The 20,147-nt window shown below is 44.5% G+C and carries 12 protein-coding genes; 11 read left to right on the top strand and 1 reads right to left on the bottom strand.

From position 1 onward, the window contains the following. Positions 1 to 29 precede the first annotated feature (29 nt). The 11 genes from IRJ18_RS00300 to sov all read left to right on the top strand — a co-directional run bounded on the left by IRJ18_RS00300 (position 30) and on the right by sov (position 18,283). On the top strand, positions 30 to 1,751 hold the full coding sequence (locus tag IRJ18_RS00300; RefSeq protein ID WP_194104205.1) for a tetratricopeptide repeat protein: 1,722 nt from the start codon (positions 30 to 32) through the stop codon (positions 1,749 to 1,751). Continuing rightward, complete coding sequence (locus IRJ18_RS00295; protein WP_194104204.1) at positions 1,744 to 2,544, top strand: DUF4292 domain-containing protein; 801 nt, start codon at positions 1,744 to 1,746, stop codon at positions 2,542 to 2,544. Before IRJ18_RS00300 ends, IRJ18_RS00295 begins: the two co-directional genes overlap by 8 nt. Positions 2,545 to 2,550: 6 nt before the next feature. Continuing rightward, complete coding sequence (locus IRJ18_RS00290; RefSeq protein ID WP_194104203.1) at positions 2,551 to 3,843, top strand: murein hydrolase activator EnvC family protein; 1,293 nt, start codon at positions 2,551 to 2,553, stop codon at positions 3,841 to 3,843. Between the two features lie 54 nt (positions 3,844 to 3,897). Continuing rightward, positions 3,898 to 4,329 (top strand): Sec-independent protein translocase subunit TatA/TatB, encoded by a 432-nt coding sequence (locus tag IRJ18_RS00285; protein WP_194104202.1) that lies wholly within the window; start codon positions 3,898 to 3,900, stop codon positions 4,327 to 4,329. A 32-nt stretch (positions 4,330 to 4,361) separates the two neighbouring features. After that, entirely contained in the window at positions 4,362 to 4,532 is a 171-nt protein-coding gene (locus IRJ18_RS00280; RefSeq protein WP_194104201.1) for a Sec-independent protein translocase subunit TatA/TatB, read from the top strand. A gap of 233 nt (positions 4,533 to 4,765) precedes the next feature. After that, entirely contained in the window at positions 4,766 to 6,193 is a 1,428-nt protein-coding gene (gene gatA / locus IRJ18_RS00275) for an Asp-tRNA(Asn)/Glu-tRNA(Gln) amidotransferase subunit GatA (RefSeq protein WP_194104200.1), read from the top strand. Positions 6,194 to 6,254: 61 nt separating this feature from the next. Continuing rightward, positions 6,255 to 7,637 carry a lytic transglycosylase domain-containing protein gene (locus IRJ18_RS00270; RefSeq protein WP_194104199.1) on the top strand — a complete coding sequence of 461 codons (1,383 nt, stop codon included), beginning with the start codon at positions 6,255 to 6,257 and terminating at the stop codon, positions 7,635 to 7,637. A 95-nt stretch (positions 7,638 to 7,732) separates the two neighbouring features. Continuing rightward, on the top strand, positions 7,733 to 8,125 hold the full coding sequence (locus IRJ18_RS00265) for a DUF1801 domain-containing protein (RefSeq protein WP_194104198.1): 393 nt from the start codon (positions 7,733 to 7,735) through the stop codon (positions 8,123 to 8,125). Positions 8,126 to 8,221: 96 nt separating this feature from the next. Then, positions 8,222 to 10,528 carry an NADP-dependent malic enzyme gene (locus tag IRJ18_RS00260; protein ID WP_194104196.1) on the top strand — a complete coding sequence of 769 codons (2,307 nt, stop codon included), beginning with the start codon at positions 8,222 to 8,224 and terminating at the stop codon, positions 10,526 to 10,528. A 94-nt stretch (positions 10,529 to 10,622) separates the two neighbouring features. After that, a complete protein-coding gene (ruvA, locus tag IRJ18_RS00255) occupies positions 10,623 to 11,207 on the top strand; it encodes a Holliday junction branch migration protein RuvA (protein WP_194104195.1) in 585 nt (194 codons plus the stop codon). A 77-nt stretch (positions 11,208 to 11,284) separates the two neighbouring features. Further along, entirely contained in the window at positions 11,285 to 18,283 is a 6,999-nt protein-coding gene (gene sov, locus IRJ18_RS00250; RefSeq protein ID WP_194106598.1) for a T9SS outer membrane translocon Sov/SprA, read from the top strand. Positions 18,284 to 18,292: 9 nt separating this feature from the next. Here the strand turns inward: sov and IRJ18_RS00245 are convergent, their stop codons facing one another. Then, the gene (locus tag IRJ18_RS00245) at positions 18,293 to 20,143 is read right to left on the bottom strand and encodes a hypothetical protein (RefSeq protein WP_194104193.1); all 1,851 of its coding nucleotides are present in this window, start codon (positions 20,141 to 20,143) and stop codon (positions 18,293 to 18,295) included. Between the last annotated feature and the right edge of the window lie 4 nt (positions 20,144 to 20,147).

Below are 20,147 nucleotides of genomic sequence, written 5' to 3'. Positions count from 1 at the left end.
CGGTTAAATAGAGATAAGGTAAAGTATTGATGTTAAAAAGGATAGTCATATTCAGTTTGTTTTTAGTTCCGGCTTTTGTTTATGGGCAAAAGAAGGGCAATACAGTACGCACAGGCAAACCCCTGACATCAATTGATAGTGTGATGGTGAAACAGTTGTTCTTCTCGGCCCTGCACGAAAAGACGGTCGAAAATTTCCCGCTCGCTGCCGATCTGTTTAATCGTGTACTGCAAACCGACCCCAATAACGATGCTGCCATGTATGAATTGGCGGGCCTGAAAAAACTTCAAAAAGATAATGATGAGGCTCGGCAACTGCTGGAACGCGCCACCACCATTAATACTGATAACGAATGGTACTGGTTAGCGCTGGCCGATAGCTACGAGAAAAGTAATGATGTAGCCAGGCTGGAGAATGTGTTTAACCAACTGATAAGGATTGCGCCTGATAAGCCTGATTATTATTTCGACAAGGCCAACGCCTACTTTCTGCAAAAACGCTATGATGAAGCACTGGGGGTATACAAACAAATAGAAGGGCTTACCGGCCTTACCGACGACTTAGCAGCCCAGCGCCAAAAGATATACCTGAAACAAGGAAAAGTGGATTTAGCGGCCACGGAAATTGAAACGCTGATTGCCGGTAATCCCGGCCAGATACGCTATTACTTGTTACTCGCCGAGATTTACAATTCGAACAATTTTAACGATAAGGCTTTAAAAGTTTTGCTTAAGGCCGAAAAGATAGATACTAACAATGGCCTGGTGCACTTAGCCTTAGCCGATGTTTACCGGGATAAAAAAGATGCCGAAGCTTGTTTTAAAGAGCTTGAATTGGCCTTTGCTATCCCCGATCTGGATATCGAACAAAAGATCAGGATCATACTGGGGTATATCCCCAAATTCCCTGAAGTCAACGCGAAAGCCAGCGCGCTGGAATTAAGCCGTATTTTAACCGTAGCGCACCCTACTACAGCCAAAGCCTATGCCATGTATGGCGATATGCTGATGCAGAATAATAAATTTAAAGAAGCCAGGCCGGTATTTAAACGGTCGATAGAACTGGATGACCAGGTTTATAATGTGCAGGAGCAGTTGGTGCGTTTAGATTTGGGTGAAAACGATATTGATGCGGCTTTGAAAGACGGGCAAAACGCGCTCTCGCTATTCCCTAACCAAGCCTGGATGAATTATTTGGTAGGCGTAGCCTATCTGCAAAAAAAGAATTATGCCAAAGCTTTAAGCTATATAAAAAACACAACTTCATTAGAACTTCAGGATCGGGAGTTACTTTCGCAGTGTTATTCTGCGCTGGGCGACTGTTACCACGAGCAAAAAGACAATGCAAAATCGGACGAAGCGTATGATAAATCGCTTACATACAATCCCGATAACGCTTATACGTTAAATAACTATGCCTACTACCTTTCGGTACGGGGCGAGCGGTTAGACAAAGCGGCGCAAATGTCGAAACACTCGAACGAGTTACAGCCCAACACGGCATCGTTCGAGGATACTTACGCCTGGATATTGTTCAGGCAAAAAAACTATCCTGAAGCAAGGGTTTGGATAGAAAAGGCATTGGTACACGATAAAGACCATAGCGCCGTACAGGAAGAACATTATGGCGACATTATGTTTTACCTGGGCGATACTAATGCGGCAGTAGAGAACTGGAAAAAAGCAAAGCAGGATGGTGGTAAATCACAATCGCTTGAGCGCAAGATTAACGAGAGGAAGTACATTGAATAGCAGGATAATAATTTTAATAGGGATACTGGCAGTGCTGGCAAGCTGTAAAGCGCACAAGCAGGTTTTAGTGACACGGCCAACAGAAGCGCCACCTACAGTAATTGGTCCGGCAAAAACTGCAGCGCCCTCAGTAAATACTAAATTGGTGGCTATACGTGCCAGGCAGTTAAACTTTAATACCTTTACCGGTAAAGCTAAAACCAGGCTGAATATTGATGGCAACAGCAACGATGTAACGCTGAACATCCGCATACAGCATGATAAAAAAATATGGGTATCGGTAACGGCTATATTGGGTTTAGAGATTGCTCGCGCTTTAATTACACCCGATAGTATTATTGTAATAAACAAATTACAGGGTGTATACATGAAAAAGCCGTTCAGCTATATTTACCAATATGGTGGTAAGCAGTTAAGCTTTAAAAGTGTACAGGCACTGTTGGTGGGCAATATAATGCCCGAATTACTGGCAGATAATGCCGATGTAAGTACCGATAATGCCAACACGATATTAACCGGGCAGTTGCAGGGCCTGGCATACAAATTAACGGTTGGGCCCGATTTTAAGTTAAGCCAAACAACTATTAATAACCAATTGGCGGCCTTGGCATTGCAGGTAAGCAATAGCGCTTTTATACAGGTTGGTAGCCGGATTATGCCATCGCAGATAGATATCGTATCTTCGGCCGGTAATAAAAAAATAAATGCGGGTTTGCATTATAACAGCGCCGAATTTGATAAGGAACTGGAGTACACATTTAGCATACCCGATAGGTATACACCTGTTGATTGATAATTGATGAAATTTTATAAAATAACCTTCTTTATCATTTGCTTTTTTGCTGCGGCCGTAGCATTTGGGCAAAGCAGCGCCGAACTGAAACGCCGTCGTGATAAGTTGAATGAGGAGCTTAATCAGCTTAATCACGATCTGGAAGAAGCCACCAATAATAAAAAAGCGAACCTGAAGCAACTGAACCTGATAAAAGCGCAGATAAGCTTGCGTACGGATAAGATAAATACTATTAACTCGGAGATGCATTTACTGGATAACCAGATCCAGGAGAGTAATAAAACCGTGCATAGCTTACAGGGCCAGTTAGACCAATTAAAAAAAGAATATGCGGCTATGGTATTGTTTGCTTACCATAACAAAAGTTCATATAACCAGCTAATGTTTGTATTCTCATCCGATAATTTTAACCAGGCTTATAAACGGATGAAATACTTGCAGGAGTTTAGTACTTACCGCGAAAGACAGGCTGCGGCAATTCGCGGCAAGCAAACAGAACTGCATGTGAAAATAGATGAATTGGATAAAACCAAAAAGAATAAAAACGACCTGCTGAAAGACCAGGAAAAGGAAAAGGAAAACCTGGGTAAAGCTAAGAAGGACGAAGACCAGGTAATATCCGGTTTATCTAAGCAACAAGGACAACTTAAACAACAGCAGCGCGAAAAAATTAATAAAATAAATGAAATAAACCGGATGTATGCTGCTGCAATTCGCCGGGAGATAGAAGAAGCCCGCCGCAGGGCCGAAGAAGAAGCCCGCAGGCGCGAAGCCGCGGAAGCCGCCAAAGCTAAAGCCGAAGGCAGGGCGGTTGAGCCATCGACAGTGAAAAAGATCACTAAAAATTCAACCGTTAGCGAGGTGCTGAATGCTACGCCTGAAGCAGCCAAGCTATCAAACGACTTTTTAGGCAACAAGGGGCGTTTGCCATGGCCCGTGGCCAATGGCGGGATTACCCAGGGATTTGGTATGTATAGCATAGGCGGTATAAAAAACGATAATAAAGGCGTTGATATCCGCACTAATGAAGGGGCCAGTGTACGTGCGGTGTTTAATGGCACGGTAATTAAGGTTGAAAACGTAGGCGGCAGTTATGTAGTGCTGATAAACCATGGCGAGTATTATACCATGTACGGAAATTTACGGTCGGTAAGCGTATCGCGCGGACAGAAGGTTACTACCAAGCAAAACATCGGGGTGGTAGAAACCGACAATATGACGGGAATGGCGATAGCCAACTTCCAGTTATGGAAAGGTGTTGATGCGGTTAATCCGGTTTATTGGCTGGCGCCGAATTAATTTACCCGATGTGTTTTTTAAATTGTATATATTTGTAAATTAAATAAAGTGAATATGTTAGGCTTAGTTCTTGGATTTCTGAACATTGGTACGCCGGAGATGATACTCATCATGTTTGTGGCGCTGCTACTGTTTGGGGGCGACAAATTGCCCGGACTGGCACGTGGCCTTGGTAAAGGCATTCGTGATTTTAAAGATGCATCTGAGGGTGTAAAACGCGAGATCAATAACCAGATCAACAGTTACGAAGAGAAAAAAACGGCAGAAGAGATAACTCCGCATACTGAAGTTGCTGCACATGAAACTAACGAGGCAGAATCTCGCCCGTTAATTGATACCAGTCCAGTGGTTGGCACAGCTCCAATAGGCGAACACCATGTAACAACCGATGAGCACGCAGTGCCTGCAGATACAACGCATCACCGCGATACGGATATTCATAAGGCTATTGCCGAAAACGAGCCGGTTAAAACAACACACGAGTAATATTATAAATCATAACATAAAAAATAGAAATCATGGGTGGATTAGGCGCACCAGAAATTATTCTGATCATCATTGCAATTTTAATACTGTTTGGCGGTAAAAAAATTCCTGAATTAATGAAAGGCCTTGGCCGAGGCGTTAAAGAATTCAAGGACGCGCAAAATGGTGAAGGCACTACTACAACAACTGAAGAAAAAAAATAATTCGTCCTGTAACAGGATATCTTATTTTAACCCCGCATTTGCTGTAAAGAAATTTAAACTTACCTGTTGATAAAACTATCAGCGGGTAAGTTTTTTTGTTTCCTGTGCCAGTATGACAAAGTTCGTCCTGCACTGCCTTATTAGCGCAGTGTTGTTGCGGAGCAATACGATACCGCACCAAAAACGCTAATAAATTACTTTGTCAACGGAGAAGTTTTTTTATTTTAGCGCCCATGTCAAAAAACTATACCACTTTAGTCGAGATTAGATCCGCTTTGCAAAAAGGCGAAGTTTCGGTTGAGGCATTAGTTGCAGGCTATTTAAACCGGATAAAGGCATACGCGCACCTGAACGCGTTTAACGAGGTATTTGATGCTGATGCCATTGAACAGGCAAAAGCAGTTGATACCCGCATAAAAGCTGGTACAGCGGGTAAATTGGCGGGTATGGTTATCGCCATAAAAGATAATATTTGTTTTAAGGGGCATAAAGTATCGGCCTCATCCAAAATACTGGAAGGGTTTACTTCCATCTATTCATCAACCATAGTAGAACGCTTACTGGCTGAAGATGCCGTAATTATTGGCCGTTGCAATTGCGATGAATTTGCCATGGGCGGCGCTAACGAAAACTCGTACTATGGCCCGGTAAAAAACTATGCCGATGAAACCCGGGTATCGGGTGGTTCGTCGGGTGGTTCGGCAGTGGCCGTACAAGCTGGCTTGTGCCACGCGGCTATCGGGACAGATACCGGCGGTTCGGTACGCCAGCCGGCAGCATTTTGCGGGGTTATCGGCTTAAAGCCAACTTACGGACGGATATCTCGCCACGGCATTATTGCTTATGCATCATCATTTGATCAGGCTGGGCCCATCACTCAATCGGTTAGCGATGCGGCTTTGCTGCTGGATGTTTTGGCAGGCCCGGATAATTATGATAGCACGGCTATTCAAACACCATATCAACCGCAAGGCGAAGTAAAACCAGCATCGGGTAAAAAGAAAATAGCTTATTTAAAAGAAGCGTTGGAAAACGAAGGCACCGATGCCGAAGTGAAAGCCATGCTGACAACGAATATTGAGAAATTGCGCGCTGAAGGCCATACTGTGGAACCAGTAGGGTTTGAATATCTGGAATACCTTGTACCCACTTATTATATATTAGCCACCGCCGAAGCATCAAGCAACTTAGCCCGGTTTGATGGGGTGCATTACGGCTACCGCAGCGCAAATGCTACCGACCTGGTTAGTACCTACAAACTATCGCGCAGCGAGGGGTTTGGCAAGGAAGTAAAGCGCCGTATTATGCTGGGTACCTTTGTGCTAAGCGCAGGGTATTATGATGCTTATTACGCCAAGGCCCAGAAGGTGCGCCGCCTGATTCAACAAAAAACCAACGAGATATTAGAACAATACGATTTTATGATGATGCCGACCGCACCTGAACCGGCCTTTAAAATTGGTTTGGAGGAGAAAGATCCGGTGGTAAGTTACCTGCACGATATTTTTACAGTACAGGCATCATTAGCAGGTGTACCGGCTATTTCGCTGCCCGCAGGCAATAATATAAAAGGTTTACCGTTAGGGTTACAACTGTTAGCTAAACAGTATGGTGAAAAAGAACTGCTGGAATTTTCGGATTATTTTTTGAAATTAACTTAAAATCAATAATTTAGTATTTTCTGGTCCACCCCTACTTTATATTTTAATAAACCCCCTAATAATGAAAAGACTATTTACGTTCGTAATCTGCCTTGCATTATCACACTTTTCCCAGGCAACTGGTATTACCAAACCCAAAGCCGACTCTAACATCGTAACCGCCAAGCGCGATACATTGTTTACGCCGGTGGTAAACCCTGTTGCCTATACCCCCTATCAAAACGTTTTTAAGCGCCGGCTGGATTCTATCCAGAAAGAGGTGCCGCTAAATTATAACGAATACGTACAAAGTTATATTGATATCTATACCTCTGGCAACCGCAAAAGCGATATTGGCCGCATGCTGGGCTTGTGTAAATACTACTTCCCTATTTATGAGAAAGCTTTCCGCGAAGCCGGTATCCCTGAAGAAATTAAATTCCTGTCAATAGTGGAATCTGAACTGAACCCCAATGCTACATCGCGCGTAGGTGCGGCTGGTCCGTGGCAATTTATGGCCGCTACCGGTAAAACATATGGATTGAATATTAACGATGATGTTGATGAGCGCCGCGACCCGATAAAAGCCAGCTATGCGGCTGCCGCCTATTTAAAAGATGCCTACATGGAGTTTGGCGACTGGTTACTGGCTATTGCGAGTTACAACTGCGGTAAAAGCAGCGTAGAGCGCGCTATTGATAAAGCCGGGGCGACTGATTTTTGGGCGATAAGGCAGTATTTACCGCAGGAAACACGTGGGTACGTGCCAGCTTATATAGCGGTATCCTACGTAATGAATTATTATAACAAGCATGGAATTATGCCGCAAGCTTGCAGCTTTAACCCTAAAACCGACACAGTAATTGTTAACAAAACAATATCGTTAAGTGGTTTGGCCCGCTTGTTGGATGTAGACTATCGCGAGGTTGCCTTGCTTAATCCATCTTATAAACGCGGGGTAATTACAGCCTCGGCAACCGCCCCGCGCAGGTTAGTATTACCGCAGGTGCGCGCCAATAAATTCAGTTTATTGTATGATGCCTTGAATAACGATGTTCCTGTTACATATACACAGCCACCCGTAGTTTATGCTGCAAATACAGAACGTACCCAACCGGTTAAAACGCCGGCCTACCATATTGTTAAACGCGGCGAAACCCTGGCCTATATTGCGGATATAGCTGGCGTGGAAGTACAGGACTTGAAGGATTGGAACAATTTGCGCGGCAATAAAGCGGTAGTAGGCAAACGCCTGCGCCTGAGCGAAAATACCGGCAGCGAGGAACCTGCAACCGAAACTAAAGCTACCGCCAAAAAATATGTAATTTATAAAGTGCGCAAAGGCGATACCCTAAGCACCGTAGCCGACAAATTTGAAGCCAGCATGGACGAAATAAAAGAGCTGAACGGTCTTAAGCAAAGCAAGCTGCAACCCGGCATGACTTTGAAGATAAATAAGGTATAAAACGTTAAAAACATTTAAAGCAGAAAGCCCGGTTTGAATAACAAGCCGGGCTTTTTTGGGAAATTCTTGTAAATTACATTTCCAATTCAATAGATATGACCCCAACCGAATTCATCAAAACCCAACCCGAAGATAGGCAAGCGCTGATGACCGCCCTGCACGAAACTATTATGGCCAACGATAAAACTGTTATCCCGGTGGTGAAACCAATGATGGGGAAAGAAATGATTCTTTATGAAGAACGCAGCTATATGAAATACGGCCTTGCCGGTACCAAAAACTATATGTCGCTGCACTGCCTGCCTATGTATATGAATGCGCCATTTTACCAAAAGTTTGAAAAACTACTACCTGCTGCCAAATTTCAGAAAGGTTGTATAAACTTTAATAGTGCAGATGAAATGCCGCCACAAGCCGTTGCTGAAATTATTACAGATTGTGCAGCAATAAGCATCGCCGATATGTTAGAAAAACGCAAGAAAAAGTAGCTGCGATATATTACCTGCAAGGTGCAATATCCTTTATCCCGTAAATCATGGTTCACATAAAAAAGAATTGTAATTTTGGGACTTGAATCCGAGAAGATGAATAAAACCAATCGTAAACAGGATGCGCTGAATTATCACTCAAAAGGGCGTCCCGGTAAAATACAGGTAGTCCCCACCAAACCCACTAATTCACAGCGCGATCTAACCATGGCTTATTCGCCCGGCGTTGCCGAGCCCTGCTTAGCCATTGCTAATAATGTTGATGATGTATATAAATATACAGCCAAAGGTAACCTGGTAGCAGTAATAAGTAATGGTACTGCGGTATTGGGTTTAGGTAATATTGGCCCCGAAGCCAGTAAGCCCGTAATGGAGGGCAAAGGCCTGCTGTTTAAAATTTATGCCGATATAGACGTGTTTGACCTGGAGTTGAATACCCAGAACGTAGACGAATTTGTAAACATTGTAAAAGCGCTGGAACCTACTTTTGGCGGCATTAACCTGGAAGATATTTCGGCACCAACCTGTTTTGAGATCGAGCGCAGGTTGAAAGCAGAGATGAATATCCCCGTAATGCACGATGACCAGCACGGTACAGCCATTATATCGGGCGCGGCGCTGATGAACGCCTGCGAGATTCAAAAAAAGAAGCTGGATAAAATAAAATTGGTAGTAAATGGCGCGGGTGCCGCGGCAGTTTCCTGTACCAAAATATACCTGTCGCTTGGCGTTAAAAAAGAGAACCTGGTGATGTTTGATATCAACGGCCTGTTAACCACCAGCCGCACCGATCTGGACGATATGCGCATGCAGTTTGCTACCGATCGGAAAGATATTAAAGACCTGAAAGATGCCCTAAAAAACGCCGATGTGTTTATCGGCCTTTCTGCAGGTAACGTGGTTACGCCAGATATGCTGAAAGGTATGGCCAAAAATCCAATTGTTTTTGCCATGGCTAATCCCAACCCCGAAATTGCTTACGATATAGCAGTTGAGGCCCGGCCGGATATGATCATGGCTACCGGCCGTTCTGACTTCCCTAACCAGGTAAACAACGTTTTGGGCTTTCCGTTCATTTTCCGTGGCGCGCTTGATGTAAGGGCGACTGCTATTAACGAAGAAATGAAACTGGCCGCTACCAAAGCCATTGCCGAACTGGCCAAAAAGCCAGTGCCTGAAGCGGTTAACTTAGCTTATGGTGCACGTAATTTAAAGTTTGGTAAAGATTATATCATCCCAAAACCGATGGATCAGCGGTTGTTGATAGAAGTATCAACGGCAGTGGCTAAAGCCGCGGTTGATTCGGGCGTGGCACGCAAGGTAATTACTGACTGGGATGCCTATACCGAGGAATTACGTTCGCGGGTTAACAAGGATGACAGGCTGATGCGTAACCTATCGCTGAAAGCAAAAGAAAACCCTAAACGAGTTGTATTTGCCGAAGCTGATAATTACAAGATTTTACGTGCTGCCCAAATTGTTAAGGATGAAGGCATTGCCACACCAATACTGTTGGGCAATACCGAAAAGATAAAGCAGATACTACGCGAAAATGAACTGGATCTGGGTGATGTAAAGATCATTGACATCAGGACTGATTGCGTAGAGAATGCCCAGGAATATGCCGAGTTTTTATTTAAAAAACGCCAGCGCAGGGGTATTACCCTTTACGAGGCCAAAAAGCTAATGCGCGACCGTAACTATTATGGCGCCAGCATGGTACAATTCGGTCATGCCGATGCGCTGATATCGGGCCTTACCAAAAACTATGTAACTACAGTTAAGCCAGCATTGCAAATTATTGGCACACAGCCCAATGTGGCCAAGGTAGCCGGTATGTATATCATGATTACCAAGAAAGGTCCTGTGTTTTTTGGTGATACTACCGTAAATGTTGACCCAAGTGTGCAGGACCTTGTAGATATTACCGTGCTGATAGAGCGTTCGGTAAAACAATTTATTAATAACCCAAGGGTGGCTTTGCTATCATATTCCAACTTCGGTTCGAACGATGGGCCTATACCCGAAAAAACCCGCGAAGCCGTAAAAATGCTGCACAAAAACTATCCGGATATGGTAGTTGATGGCGAAATGCAGGCCAACTTTGCTATTAACACAAGTTTGCTGATGGACAATTACCCCTTTAGTACACTGAACGGGAAAGCGGCCAATACACTGATATTCCCTAACCTGGAATCGGGTAACATAGCGTATAAACTGTTACAGGAATTGGGCGGAGCTGAAGCAGTAGGTCCAATTTTATTGGGGTTGAACAAACCGGTGCACGTATTGCAATTGGGTAGCTCGGTAAGGGAGATCGTCAACATGATCACCATTGCGGTGGTTGATGCGCAAGCCAAAGAAGCTGTCGCCGGAAATAAAAACAAAAAGGCGGGAAAATAGCTAAAAACAACAGGCTAAAGCATAAAATGAATAATTTTAAATAATATTAAATAATTAGCTTTTAGCCTTACGCTCTCAGCTATTAATTAGAAATATGTACGCTTATATCGACGGTAAATTAGTTTTTAAAAGCCCTGCTTATGTGGTAATTGATGCCGGTGGTGTAGGCTATCATATCAATATCTCGTTAAATACCTATTCAAAATTGGGCGATGGGGAAAAATGTAAATTATTTACGTGGTTACACGTTAAAGAGGACGCGCATACGTTATATGGTTTTATAGAGGAAGGCGAACGCCGGTTGTTCCTGCACCTGATATCGGTATCGGGGATAGGGCCAAACACCGGGCGCATGATATTATCATCCATAACACCGCAGGAAATACAGGCGGCAATTGTGGGGGGTAATGTATCGCAAATACAACGTATAAAGGGGATAGGGCCTAAATCGGCGCAACGAATGATTTTGGAATTGCAGGATAAGCTGAAAAAGGATGGCCCGGATACCCTAACCATGGTGCCTGTAAACGTTACGGTTAAAGATGAGGCGCTTTCGGCATTGGTAATGCTGGGCTTTGCCCGTAATGCGGCCGAAAAGGTTTTGGATTCAGAAATTAATAAGAATGGCGGGAATTTAACCGTTGAACAGCTTATAAAATTTGCGTTAAAGAGTTTATAATTACATTTTATTCGGCTATACGCTTGGTTAAAAACTTTACTGTAAGGATAGGTGTATGTGTGTGTTTGATTCTGGCCATGGGCGGGGTTAAAACTTCTTTTGCCCAATTCCAGCGAGGTAAAGATTCACTCCGTATCAAGGTCCCGGTAACCACGCCAAACTCCCGTAACCTCATGTCACGGCAGGGCTATTTTGACCCTGATCCGCCAAACCTCGTGCGTACCATTGAGTATGACGCGGCAACCAACACTTATATTTTGATACAAAAGGTAGGTAACCTGATGTACCGCCCGCCCCAATACTTAACTTTTGAACAATATCTGCAATTACAGCAAAGCATTAACCGGCGCAATTATTTCCAGCAATTGTCTGATAACTACGCCTATCAATCGCAGCAGCCGGGCTTTATTCCGCAGATCCAAATACGCAGCCATACATTCGAACAAATATTTGGCAGCAATACTATTGATATCCGCCCGCAGGGCTCGGCCGAAATGATATTTGCGGGGCAGATTAACAGTAACCAAAATCCGCTTTTCAATACCAATCAGCGTAAGCAGTTCAACTTTAATTTCGACCAGCGGATACAAATGAATGTGGTGGGCAACATTGGCGATAAGCTGAGAATTGCCACCAACTATAACACCGATGCCCAATACCAGTTCGATAATCAGATTAAGCTGGACTATACCGGCCATGCCGACGAGATCATTCAGAAAATAGAAGCCGGTACCGTGAGCATGCCCTTGCCCACCAGTTTAATTACCGGCAGCCAAGCCTTATTTGGGGTAAAAACCAAATTGAAATTTGGTAAGCTGGATATTACCAGCATTTTTTCTCAGCAGCGGTCGCAGGCTAAAACTATTACCATCAGCAACCAGGCACAAACCAACGAATTCAGGTTAACTCCCGTTGATTATGAGGCTAACCGGCATTACTTTTTGGCCCAGTATTTCAGGGATAACTACAATAAGGCTATGGCCAATATCCCCATTATCAGTTCTAACATCACCATCACTAAAATTGAAGTTTGGACAACTAACCGCAGCAATACCACCACCGATTCGCGCGATGTATTAGGCCTTATCGACTTAGGCGAAAACAAGCCTTATAACACTACACTGGTGCAGGGCGGTCCGGGTTTTTCGGGTTTGCCGGCAGGGTTTACCGGCCCGGGCTTCACCCAGCGGTCAAACACGTTGCTAAATAATTTACCGGCAAATGCGCGTTTAACAAACGCTAACGATATTGTACAATACTTTGCCAGCACCGGCGGTACCGATAACTACGCTAAACTAACTTATGCCCGTAAGTTAACCGATAAGGAATTCACCCTGCAACCGCAGTTGGGTTATATCTCTCTGAATTACCCGCTGAATAATGACGAGGTTTTATCTGTAGCCTACCGGTACACTTATAATGGTGTGGAATACCAGGTGGGGGAATTCTCTAACGATATCCCGGTCGATCCCGCCAACCCTAAGGTGCTGTATACCAAATTGCTGAAAAATGAAACCCTGAAAACCAGCCTGCCAACCTGGAAACTGATGATGAAAAACATCTATTCGTTAGGGGCTTACCAGGTGAACCGGGATAATTTTAAGCTGCTGATATCCCGGCTTGATGAAAAGTCGAGCATCGAGAAATATATTATGGATGAGGGCGCCCGCACCAAAAGCAAGTTGTGGATACAACTGATGGGCCTTGATAACCTGAACCAGCAGAATGACAAGCAGCCCGACGGCTATTTCGATTTCCTGGACCATATTACTATCGACGCACAGAACGGGCGTATTATGTTCCCGGTAATAGAGCCTTTTGGATCAGACCTGGCCAAACAATTTGCCCCGGGCGAGCAGGCGCTGATAGACCGCTACGTATACCAACCGCTGTACGATTCGACCAAAACCATAGCGCAGCAGCTGTTTCCAAACCTAAACCGTTATGTTATTAAAGGAACGTACTCGGCACAAACAGGTTCTGAATACCAGCTAAATGCCACCAATATCCCGCAAGGTTCGGTAGTGGTTAACGCGGGCAGTCTGGCTTTGCAAGAAGGGGTTGATTATTCAATGGATTACAATTCGGGTCGTATCCGCATCATTAATCAGGCGTTGCTTCAATCGGGCCAGCCCATTACGGTTAAAATAGAAAATAATGAATTGTTCGGCGTCCAGCAAAAATCATTATACGGTAGCCGTTTTGATTACCGGCTGAATAAAAACCTGGCATTAGGTGCAACTATTATGCACCTTACCGAACAACCCATCACTCAAAAAGAAACCGTAGGCGATGAATCTATCTCAAATACCATCTGGGGGTTTGATGCTAATTACAGCGCCCAATCGCGTTTCCTGACAAGGATGGTAGATAAATTACCCTTCATTAGTACCAAAGTCCCATCATCTGTAAATATGAGCGGCGAGTTTGCCAAACTGAACCCCGGCTCGCCCAGTGCGCTTAATTTCGCGGGATCGACAAAAGGAACCTCCTACCTGGACGATTTTGAGAACAGCCGCTCGGTAATTGATATCAAAAGTGCCGTAAACTGGCAAATATCCGGCACACCGCAACTATTCAGCGAGGCTAAGAATTTTAATGATCTGAGCTACGGCTTTAACCGCGCGCGCCTGGCTTTCTATAATATCGATCCCATATTTTATAACCTGTCGGGATCAAACGCCCCGGCGCTGGCCAACTCGCGTACCGAGTTATCCAACCACTATGTGCGCCAGGTGCTGGAGCAGGAAGTGTTCCCCTACAAGCAATCGGTAACCGGCCAGGCTTTAATATTACCTACTTTCGATCTGGCCTTTTATCCAACTGTGCGTGGCCCTTACAATTTTACAGCTACTGGTATTAATAATGATGGTACGCTGCAAAACCCCAAAACCCGTTGGGGCGGTATCTTCCGCAAACTGGAAACTAACGATTTTGAATCGCTAAACGTAGAGTTTATTGAGTTTTGGATGCTGGACCCATTTATTTACAAACCTGCATCGCAAGGCGGCGACCTGTACTTTAACCTGGGTAATATATCCGAAGATATTTTATACGATGGGCGTAAAAGTTTAGAGAACGGCTTACCTGTTGATGGCGACCTGAGCAAGGTTGATGAAACCAATTGGGGCCGCGTACCCAAATTGCAACCCGTTATTAATGCTTTCGATAGCAACCCGGCATCGCGGCTATTGCAGGATGTTGGTTTGGATGGGCTGAACGATGCCGACGAACGGGCTAAATTTGCATCGGTGCTGCAGCAGATAAAAGCGCAGCTAAACCCACAGGCAGCCGCAGCTATGGATGCCGACCCTGCATCGGACGATTACCGCTATTACCAGGGCCCCGCGCTTGATCAGGCTAACCTGGGCATACTGGCACGTTACAGCCGTTATAATGGGTTGGAAGGTAACTCAAAAACGGCTGAACAATCGCAGGCGGAACTGGGCCTGGCCACATCGGCTTCAACCTCTTTACCCGATGGGGAAGATATTAACCGAGATAATAACATGAGCCAGGCCGACGAGTACTTCCAATATAAGGTTTCTGTCCGCCCGCAGGACCTGATCGTTGGTCAAAACTTTATTACTGATAAGGTGACCGCACAGGTGAAATTACCGAACGGGACCACTTCATCCGTAAACTGGTACCAGTTCAGGATACCTATTACCAATTACCAGGCTAAATACGGTAACATTCAGGATTTTAAATCCATCCGCTTTATCCGCATGTTTACTACCAACTTTGCCGATACCGCGGTAATGCGTTTTGCCACCATGCAACTGGTGCGCGGCGAATGGCGCAACTACAATGCGGAGAACAGCACCACTAAAGTAATTGCCGATCCATCGCTGGGAACAAACCCGCCGCTGGATAACTCCACTTTAGATGTGGGTACGGTAAACATTGAAGAGAACGGCACCCGTACACCTATCCCCTATGTACTGCCACCGGGTATCGACCGTCAGCGCGATTATAATAATCTGCGTACTGATACCCGTTTGAACGAACAGTCGCTATCGTTAAAAGTTACCAAACTGCGCGATGGCTATTCACGCGCGGCGTTTAAAACGTTTACTAACGATCTGCGGTCGTACAAACACCTGCAAATGTTTGTGCATGCCGAAGGCGACCAACTGCATGATGGTGACCTGAGTGCCTTCATACGCTTGGGTGTAGATTACCAGGACAATTATTATGAGTATGAAGTGCCGCTGACGGTAACACATCCTAACACTAACGACCCGGCAGCTATTTGGCCTGATGCCAACGCAATGGATATTGAACTTGACCTGCTGACCAAAGCTAAACTGGCGCGTAACGTAGCTAAATTTAATGGCGCCCCGTGGCCGCTGACAGTGCCTTTTACTATTAGCGATGGGAAGAACAAGATTACCATTAAAGGACAGCCTGACCTGAGCCGTTTGCGGGCCATTATGCTGGGTGTGCGCAATCCGCTAAAAACATCGGCTACGATTAATGATGATGGGTTGGATAAATCGGCCATTATATGGTTCAACGAATTGCGGTTGACCGATTTTGACCAACGGGGCGGCTGGGCAGCTATTGGCCGTTTTAATGCAAAACTGGCCGACTTTGCCGACTTTACCGTGCTAGGCAGTAAAAGCACCATTGGGTTTGGGTCGATAGACCAGCGCCTGAGCGAACGCAGCCGTAGTGATAACCAAAGTTATGATGTGGCTACCAGTATGGAGCTGGGCAAGTTCTTCCCTGATAAAAAGGGTATCCACATCCCTATGTATGTAAACGTATCTACCCAAACCAGCATGCCGCAGTATGATCCGGGTACGCCCGATGTGGAATTGAAGCAAAGCCTGGCCAATGCCACCAGTCAGCGCCAGCGCGATTCGATAAGGAATGCTGCAATGGACTATACCATCCGCAAAAGCCTTAACTTTACCAACGTACACAAAAACCGAAGTAATGGCGCACCGATACATGTATGGGATATAGAAAACTTTAACGGTACCTATGCTTATACCGATTACCAGCACCACGATTTTAACACCCAAAGCGAATTACAGCGTACGTATCATTTAGCGCTGGCATATAACTATACCAATCAGCCTAAATACTACGCGCCGCTTAGTAAGGCCATTAAAAGCAATTTGCTGGCTGTATTCAGGGATATTAACTATAGCCTGCTGCCATCCCGGTTAAACTTCCAGATCACGTTCGACCGTTTATATTCTGAAAACACCATCCGTAACAACGACCCGAACAACTTTATACCGATACCAACATCGTTTAATAAAAACTTTAACATTACTCGCGTTTATGGCATTGGCTGGCACTTAACCAAATCGCTGGAGATGAATATTGACGCGCAAAACCTATCGGTGGTAGATGAGCCTGCGGGGCGCATTAACGGCCTTAAGCAGGACACCTTGTGGAACAACCTGAAGAAACTGGGCCGCACGGTGAACTACAACCATACTATCAACTTTAATTATAACACGCCTATAAATAAACTGCCCGGGCTGGATTGGACAAACACCATTGCTACCTACACTACCAACTTCTATTGGGTGTCGCAACCGCAGTTCGCTATAAATAACCCGGCATATAACGTGGGTAATACGATCAATAACCAGCGCAGTATCCAGATCAATTCGACCCTGAACTTTGTTACGCTGTATAACAAATTCAGGTTTATCCGCAATGCCAATAGCGACAGTGATAACGGGAAAAGCGCGTTAAGTAAATTATTTATCGGTTTATTGACCACTATTAAAACCATCACTCCTATTTATACCCGTACCGAGGGTACAACCTTACCGGGCTACCTGCCAAAATCGAACCTGTTTGGGCAGGACCTGGATTACAATGCACCTGGGCTGGGCTTCTTATTGGGCAGCCAGGCCGATATCAGGCCGAAAGCTTTGGCTTCGGGGTGGCTATCTGCCGATACGCTGCAAAACCAGTTATACACTACCAACCTGAATGAGGTTATTGATATAAAAAGCTCGCTCGAACCATTTAAGGACCTGCGGATTGACCTGATAGCCAAGCGCCAGCGCGAGTTGGATTATCAAACCAATTTTAAATATTTGCCGGGCGCGGGCTTCCAAAATTTAAGCCCTATTACATCAGGCAGCTATAGTATCAGCTTTTTATCTATAGGTACTGCATTTGCCAAGCCTTACGGGATAGACAATAAATCGGGCGTATTCCAGCAGTTCCTGGATGCGCGACAGGTGGTTTCGCAGCGGTTGGGTAAAACCAATCCTAATTCTACCGGTGTGGTTACAGCTGGCTTTGCCGATGGTTACGGGGCTAATTCGCAATCGGTACTGGTGCCGGCATTTTTGGCGGCTTATACAGGGAAGGACCCTAATTCGGTTAGCCTGAATGGATTCCCCAAAATACCCATCCCTAACTGGGATATCCGCTACAGCGGCTTAAGCCGGGTAAGCATGTTCAGCGATATATTCGATTCGTTTGATATTACGCACGGTTATCGTTCAACCTATACGGTAAATAGCTTCAGCTCGTTATTGCGCTACCAGGTGGTGAACGGTGGTTCGTTTAACCGCGATGTGAATAACGACTTTTTGCCCGATTACCAGTACAGCCAGGTTACTTTGTTTGAGCAGTTTTTGCCTCTGTTAGGTATGAATGTGCGTTTTAAGAACAGCATATCGGCCAGTTTGGAATATCGTAAAAGCCGTATTTTGAGCCTTAGCTTACTAAACAGTCAGCTGGCACAGCAAAATGAGAATGCTTTGCATGTTGGCATGGGGTACCGTACCAGACACTTCAGGTTCCCATTTGGCTTGTTCAGTAACCTGAAAATGAATAACGATATGAACTTTAAGCTTGACGTAGATGTGCGGGACAACAAAACGCTGATCTATCGCGCAGATATCCAGTCGGCAGAGATTTCATCAGGGCAAAAAAATATCACCGTGCGCCCCTCTGTTGATTATGTGCTAAGCGAACGCTTCCACATGAACGTGTTCTACGATTCCAACATTACCAAGCCTTATACTTCGCAAACGTTTAATACCTCAGTTACCAATTTTGGGGTGAACTTGAAGTTGTTGTTGCAATAACCTCCAAGCTTATTGCGTTGGATGCTCATCCTTTAACCGCTCCTTCATTTCTTTCTCTTTCTGGCGTTTTAGTTCCTTCTCTTTCTTCCTTTCCGCACGTTTTAATTTGCGTTCGGCCTTTTTTGTCAGGTGTTCCTGCTTTTGTACCGCGCGATCGGCCATTTGAGTTTTTATCTCCTTTTCCTTTTTTTCGCCAAAACCGGCGCACGATTTAATGCCCGCAAGCAGAGTTTTCCACACAGTTTTAAAAAAGGCTGATTCAATAGGGCGGCGGGCATTTACATAAAACGAGCGGGGCATATCTCCCGGTTTATCAGGATTATCATGCTTTAAAACAAAAACATTGGCAAATAGCGATGCTATGGTCATCCGCTTAAGCTTTTTATTGGCAGTATCTGGTTTTAGCATAATTATCTTTAAATTGTTATAAAGCGCCGATACCTTGCCGTGTGATACATAACGGTTGGCCTGTATATCAAAATCAAAGCTTTTAAGTGTGCCTTCTTTTATTTTCACCATACCTAAAGGCATGGCGGCGGGGTTAACAACCTGCAAATTAACCGCATTAAGATGCCCTTTATAACTATAGGCCAGGCTGGGGTCGGCCATATCGAATCGAAACTTTACCGTAAATGCGCTTTTATTCATGAATAAAGTTTGCAAAGCTATATCGCAGTATTTATTCTGTTTCAGCGCATCGGCATTTGTAGTTAAGTTTAGTATACGGCCATTGGTATTGTTAAAGTAGATATAACCTGTTTTTTCCGATTTGCGGTTCAGCTCAGTATAAGATACGTTTATATTTTTAATCAAAACCGTATCTATTTTCAGGTCTGTTTTAAGTAAATATATACCAGCGTTGGGGAATGTAATCGCCCGGTCGCCAGCTTTTCGTTTAGCATTGGGGTTGCCAGAAACACCCAGCCTGCCTTTACTCACTATTAAACTGCCGCCGCTAAGTTTCCGGTACTTATGATAAGTTAAAAAGTCGAAACGGTTTAGCTGAACCGAATCGATATGCATGCTAAAGCGGTCGCGCTGGCTCTTATCAAAAAAGCTTTTGGGGTTAACAGGATCGAGGGTAATATCGTCGATGTTGAGCTGTGCTGTATGTGTGGAAAATTTAAGCAGCTTCATTTTATATCGGTACAAACCATTCAATGTTACCCCGCTAAAATTATTCAGTTCGGTAGTTACGTCTGTGCAATATAAAGTCCGGTTTTTGTCGGTCATTGATGCCGAATCTATCAATAGATCGGTTGCACTTAAGTTCATCTCCTTCAATTCAGATATCGCTACTTTATTACCCGAATAATCTTTGTATTTAAACTGTACATCGTTTAAACCGATATGGCCTACATGTATGGAATGCAAGGTTTTAGAAATGCGCTGGTATAAGGTGCGTTTGTCTTTTTCAGTAGTATCCTTTGTATGGTTGAGCTGATAAGTAAGGTCTAATTCGGGTGCGCTTAATATAATTTCGCCAATATCCAGTTTCTTTTTAAAGTATAGCCGGAAAGGATGGATATGTGTTAACACCAGTTTTTTTATATGCAGGCGGTAAAGGTTGTTTGGTGCGCTATTAACTTTTTTAAGTTGGTTGTAAACACTGGTATCAGGTAACAGGTCGATATTAAAGATGACTATTTTACCCTGAAAAATATGCAGATCGGCTTTGGTAAAGTTGACGTTATACAAACTGTCCGAGCTTTTAAGCACAGTGCTTTTTACGGTGTTAGCCAATATGGGCGAAAAGTAGAAGTTGATAAACACCCCCGCTACCAATATCAGCGCGGCAATAACAATAAATATACGTGCAGTTATTCTTTGCCAGCGTTGTTTTAAAAAGTTCAGATTCATTTAT

The organism is Mucilaginibacter boryungensis (assembly GCF_015221995.1).
Classification (GTDB): Bacteria; Bacteroidota; Bacteroidia; order Sphingobacteriales; family Sphingobacteriaceae; genus Mucilaginibacter; species Mucilaginibacter boryungensis.
Note: the sequence above shows the minus strand (reverse complement) of the source record. Positions and strands in the feature narration are given on the sequence as shown.

What these genes read in the sequence shown, in the direction of transcription:
- IRJ18_RS00285 (WP_194104202.1), top strand. Translation starts at nt 3,898, where the DNA reads ATGTTAGGCTTAGTTCTTGGATTTCTGAACATTGGTACGCCGGAGATG.
- ruvA (WP_194104195.1), top strand. Translation starts at nt 10,623, where the DNA reads ATGTACGCTTATATCGACGGTAAATTAGTTTTTAAAAGCCCTGCTTAT.
- IRJ18_RS00270 (WP_194104199.1), top strand. Translation starts at nt 6,255, where the DNA reads ATGAAAAGACTATTTACGTTCGTAATCTGCCTTGCATTATCACACTTT.
- IRJ18_RS00280 (WP_194104201.1), top strand. Translation starts at nt 4,362, where the DNA reads ATGGGTGGATTAGGCGCACCAGAAATTATTCTGATCATCATTGCAATT.
- sov (WP_194106598.1), top strand. Translation starts at nt 11,285, where the DNA reads ATGGGCGGGGTTAAAACTTCTTTTGCCCAATTCCAGCGAGGTAAAGAT.
- IRJ18_RS00260 (WP_194104196.1), top strand. Translation starts at nt 8,222, where the DNA reads ATGAATAAAACCAATCGTAAACAGGATGCGCTGAATTATCACTCAAAA.
- IRJ18_RS00245 (WP_194104193.1), bottom strand. Translation starts at nt 20,143, where the DNA reads ATGAATCTGAACTTTTTAAAACAACGCTGGCAAAGAATAACTGCACGT.
- IRJ18_RS00300 (WP_194104205.1), top strand. Translation starts at nt 30, where the DNA reads ATGTTAAAAAGGATAGTCATATTCAGTTTGTTTTTAGTTCCGGCTTTT.
- IRJ18_RS00265 (WP_194104198.1), top strand. Translation starts at nt 7,733, where the DNA reads ATGACCCCAACCGAATTCATCAAAACCCAACCCGAAGATAGGCAAGCG.
- IRJ18_RS00290 (WP_194104203.1), top strand. Translation starts at nt 2,551, where the DNA reads ATGAAATTTTATAAAATAACCTTCTTTATCATTTGCTTTTTTGCTGCG.
- gatA (WP_194104200.1), top strand. Translation starts at nt 4,766, where the DNA reads ATGTCAAAAAACTATACCACTTTAGTCGAGATTAGATCCGCTTTGCAA.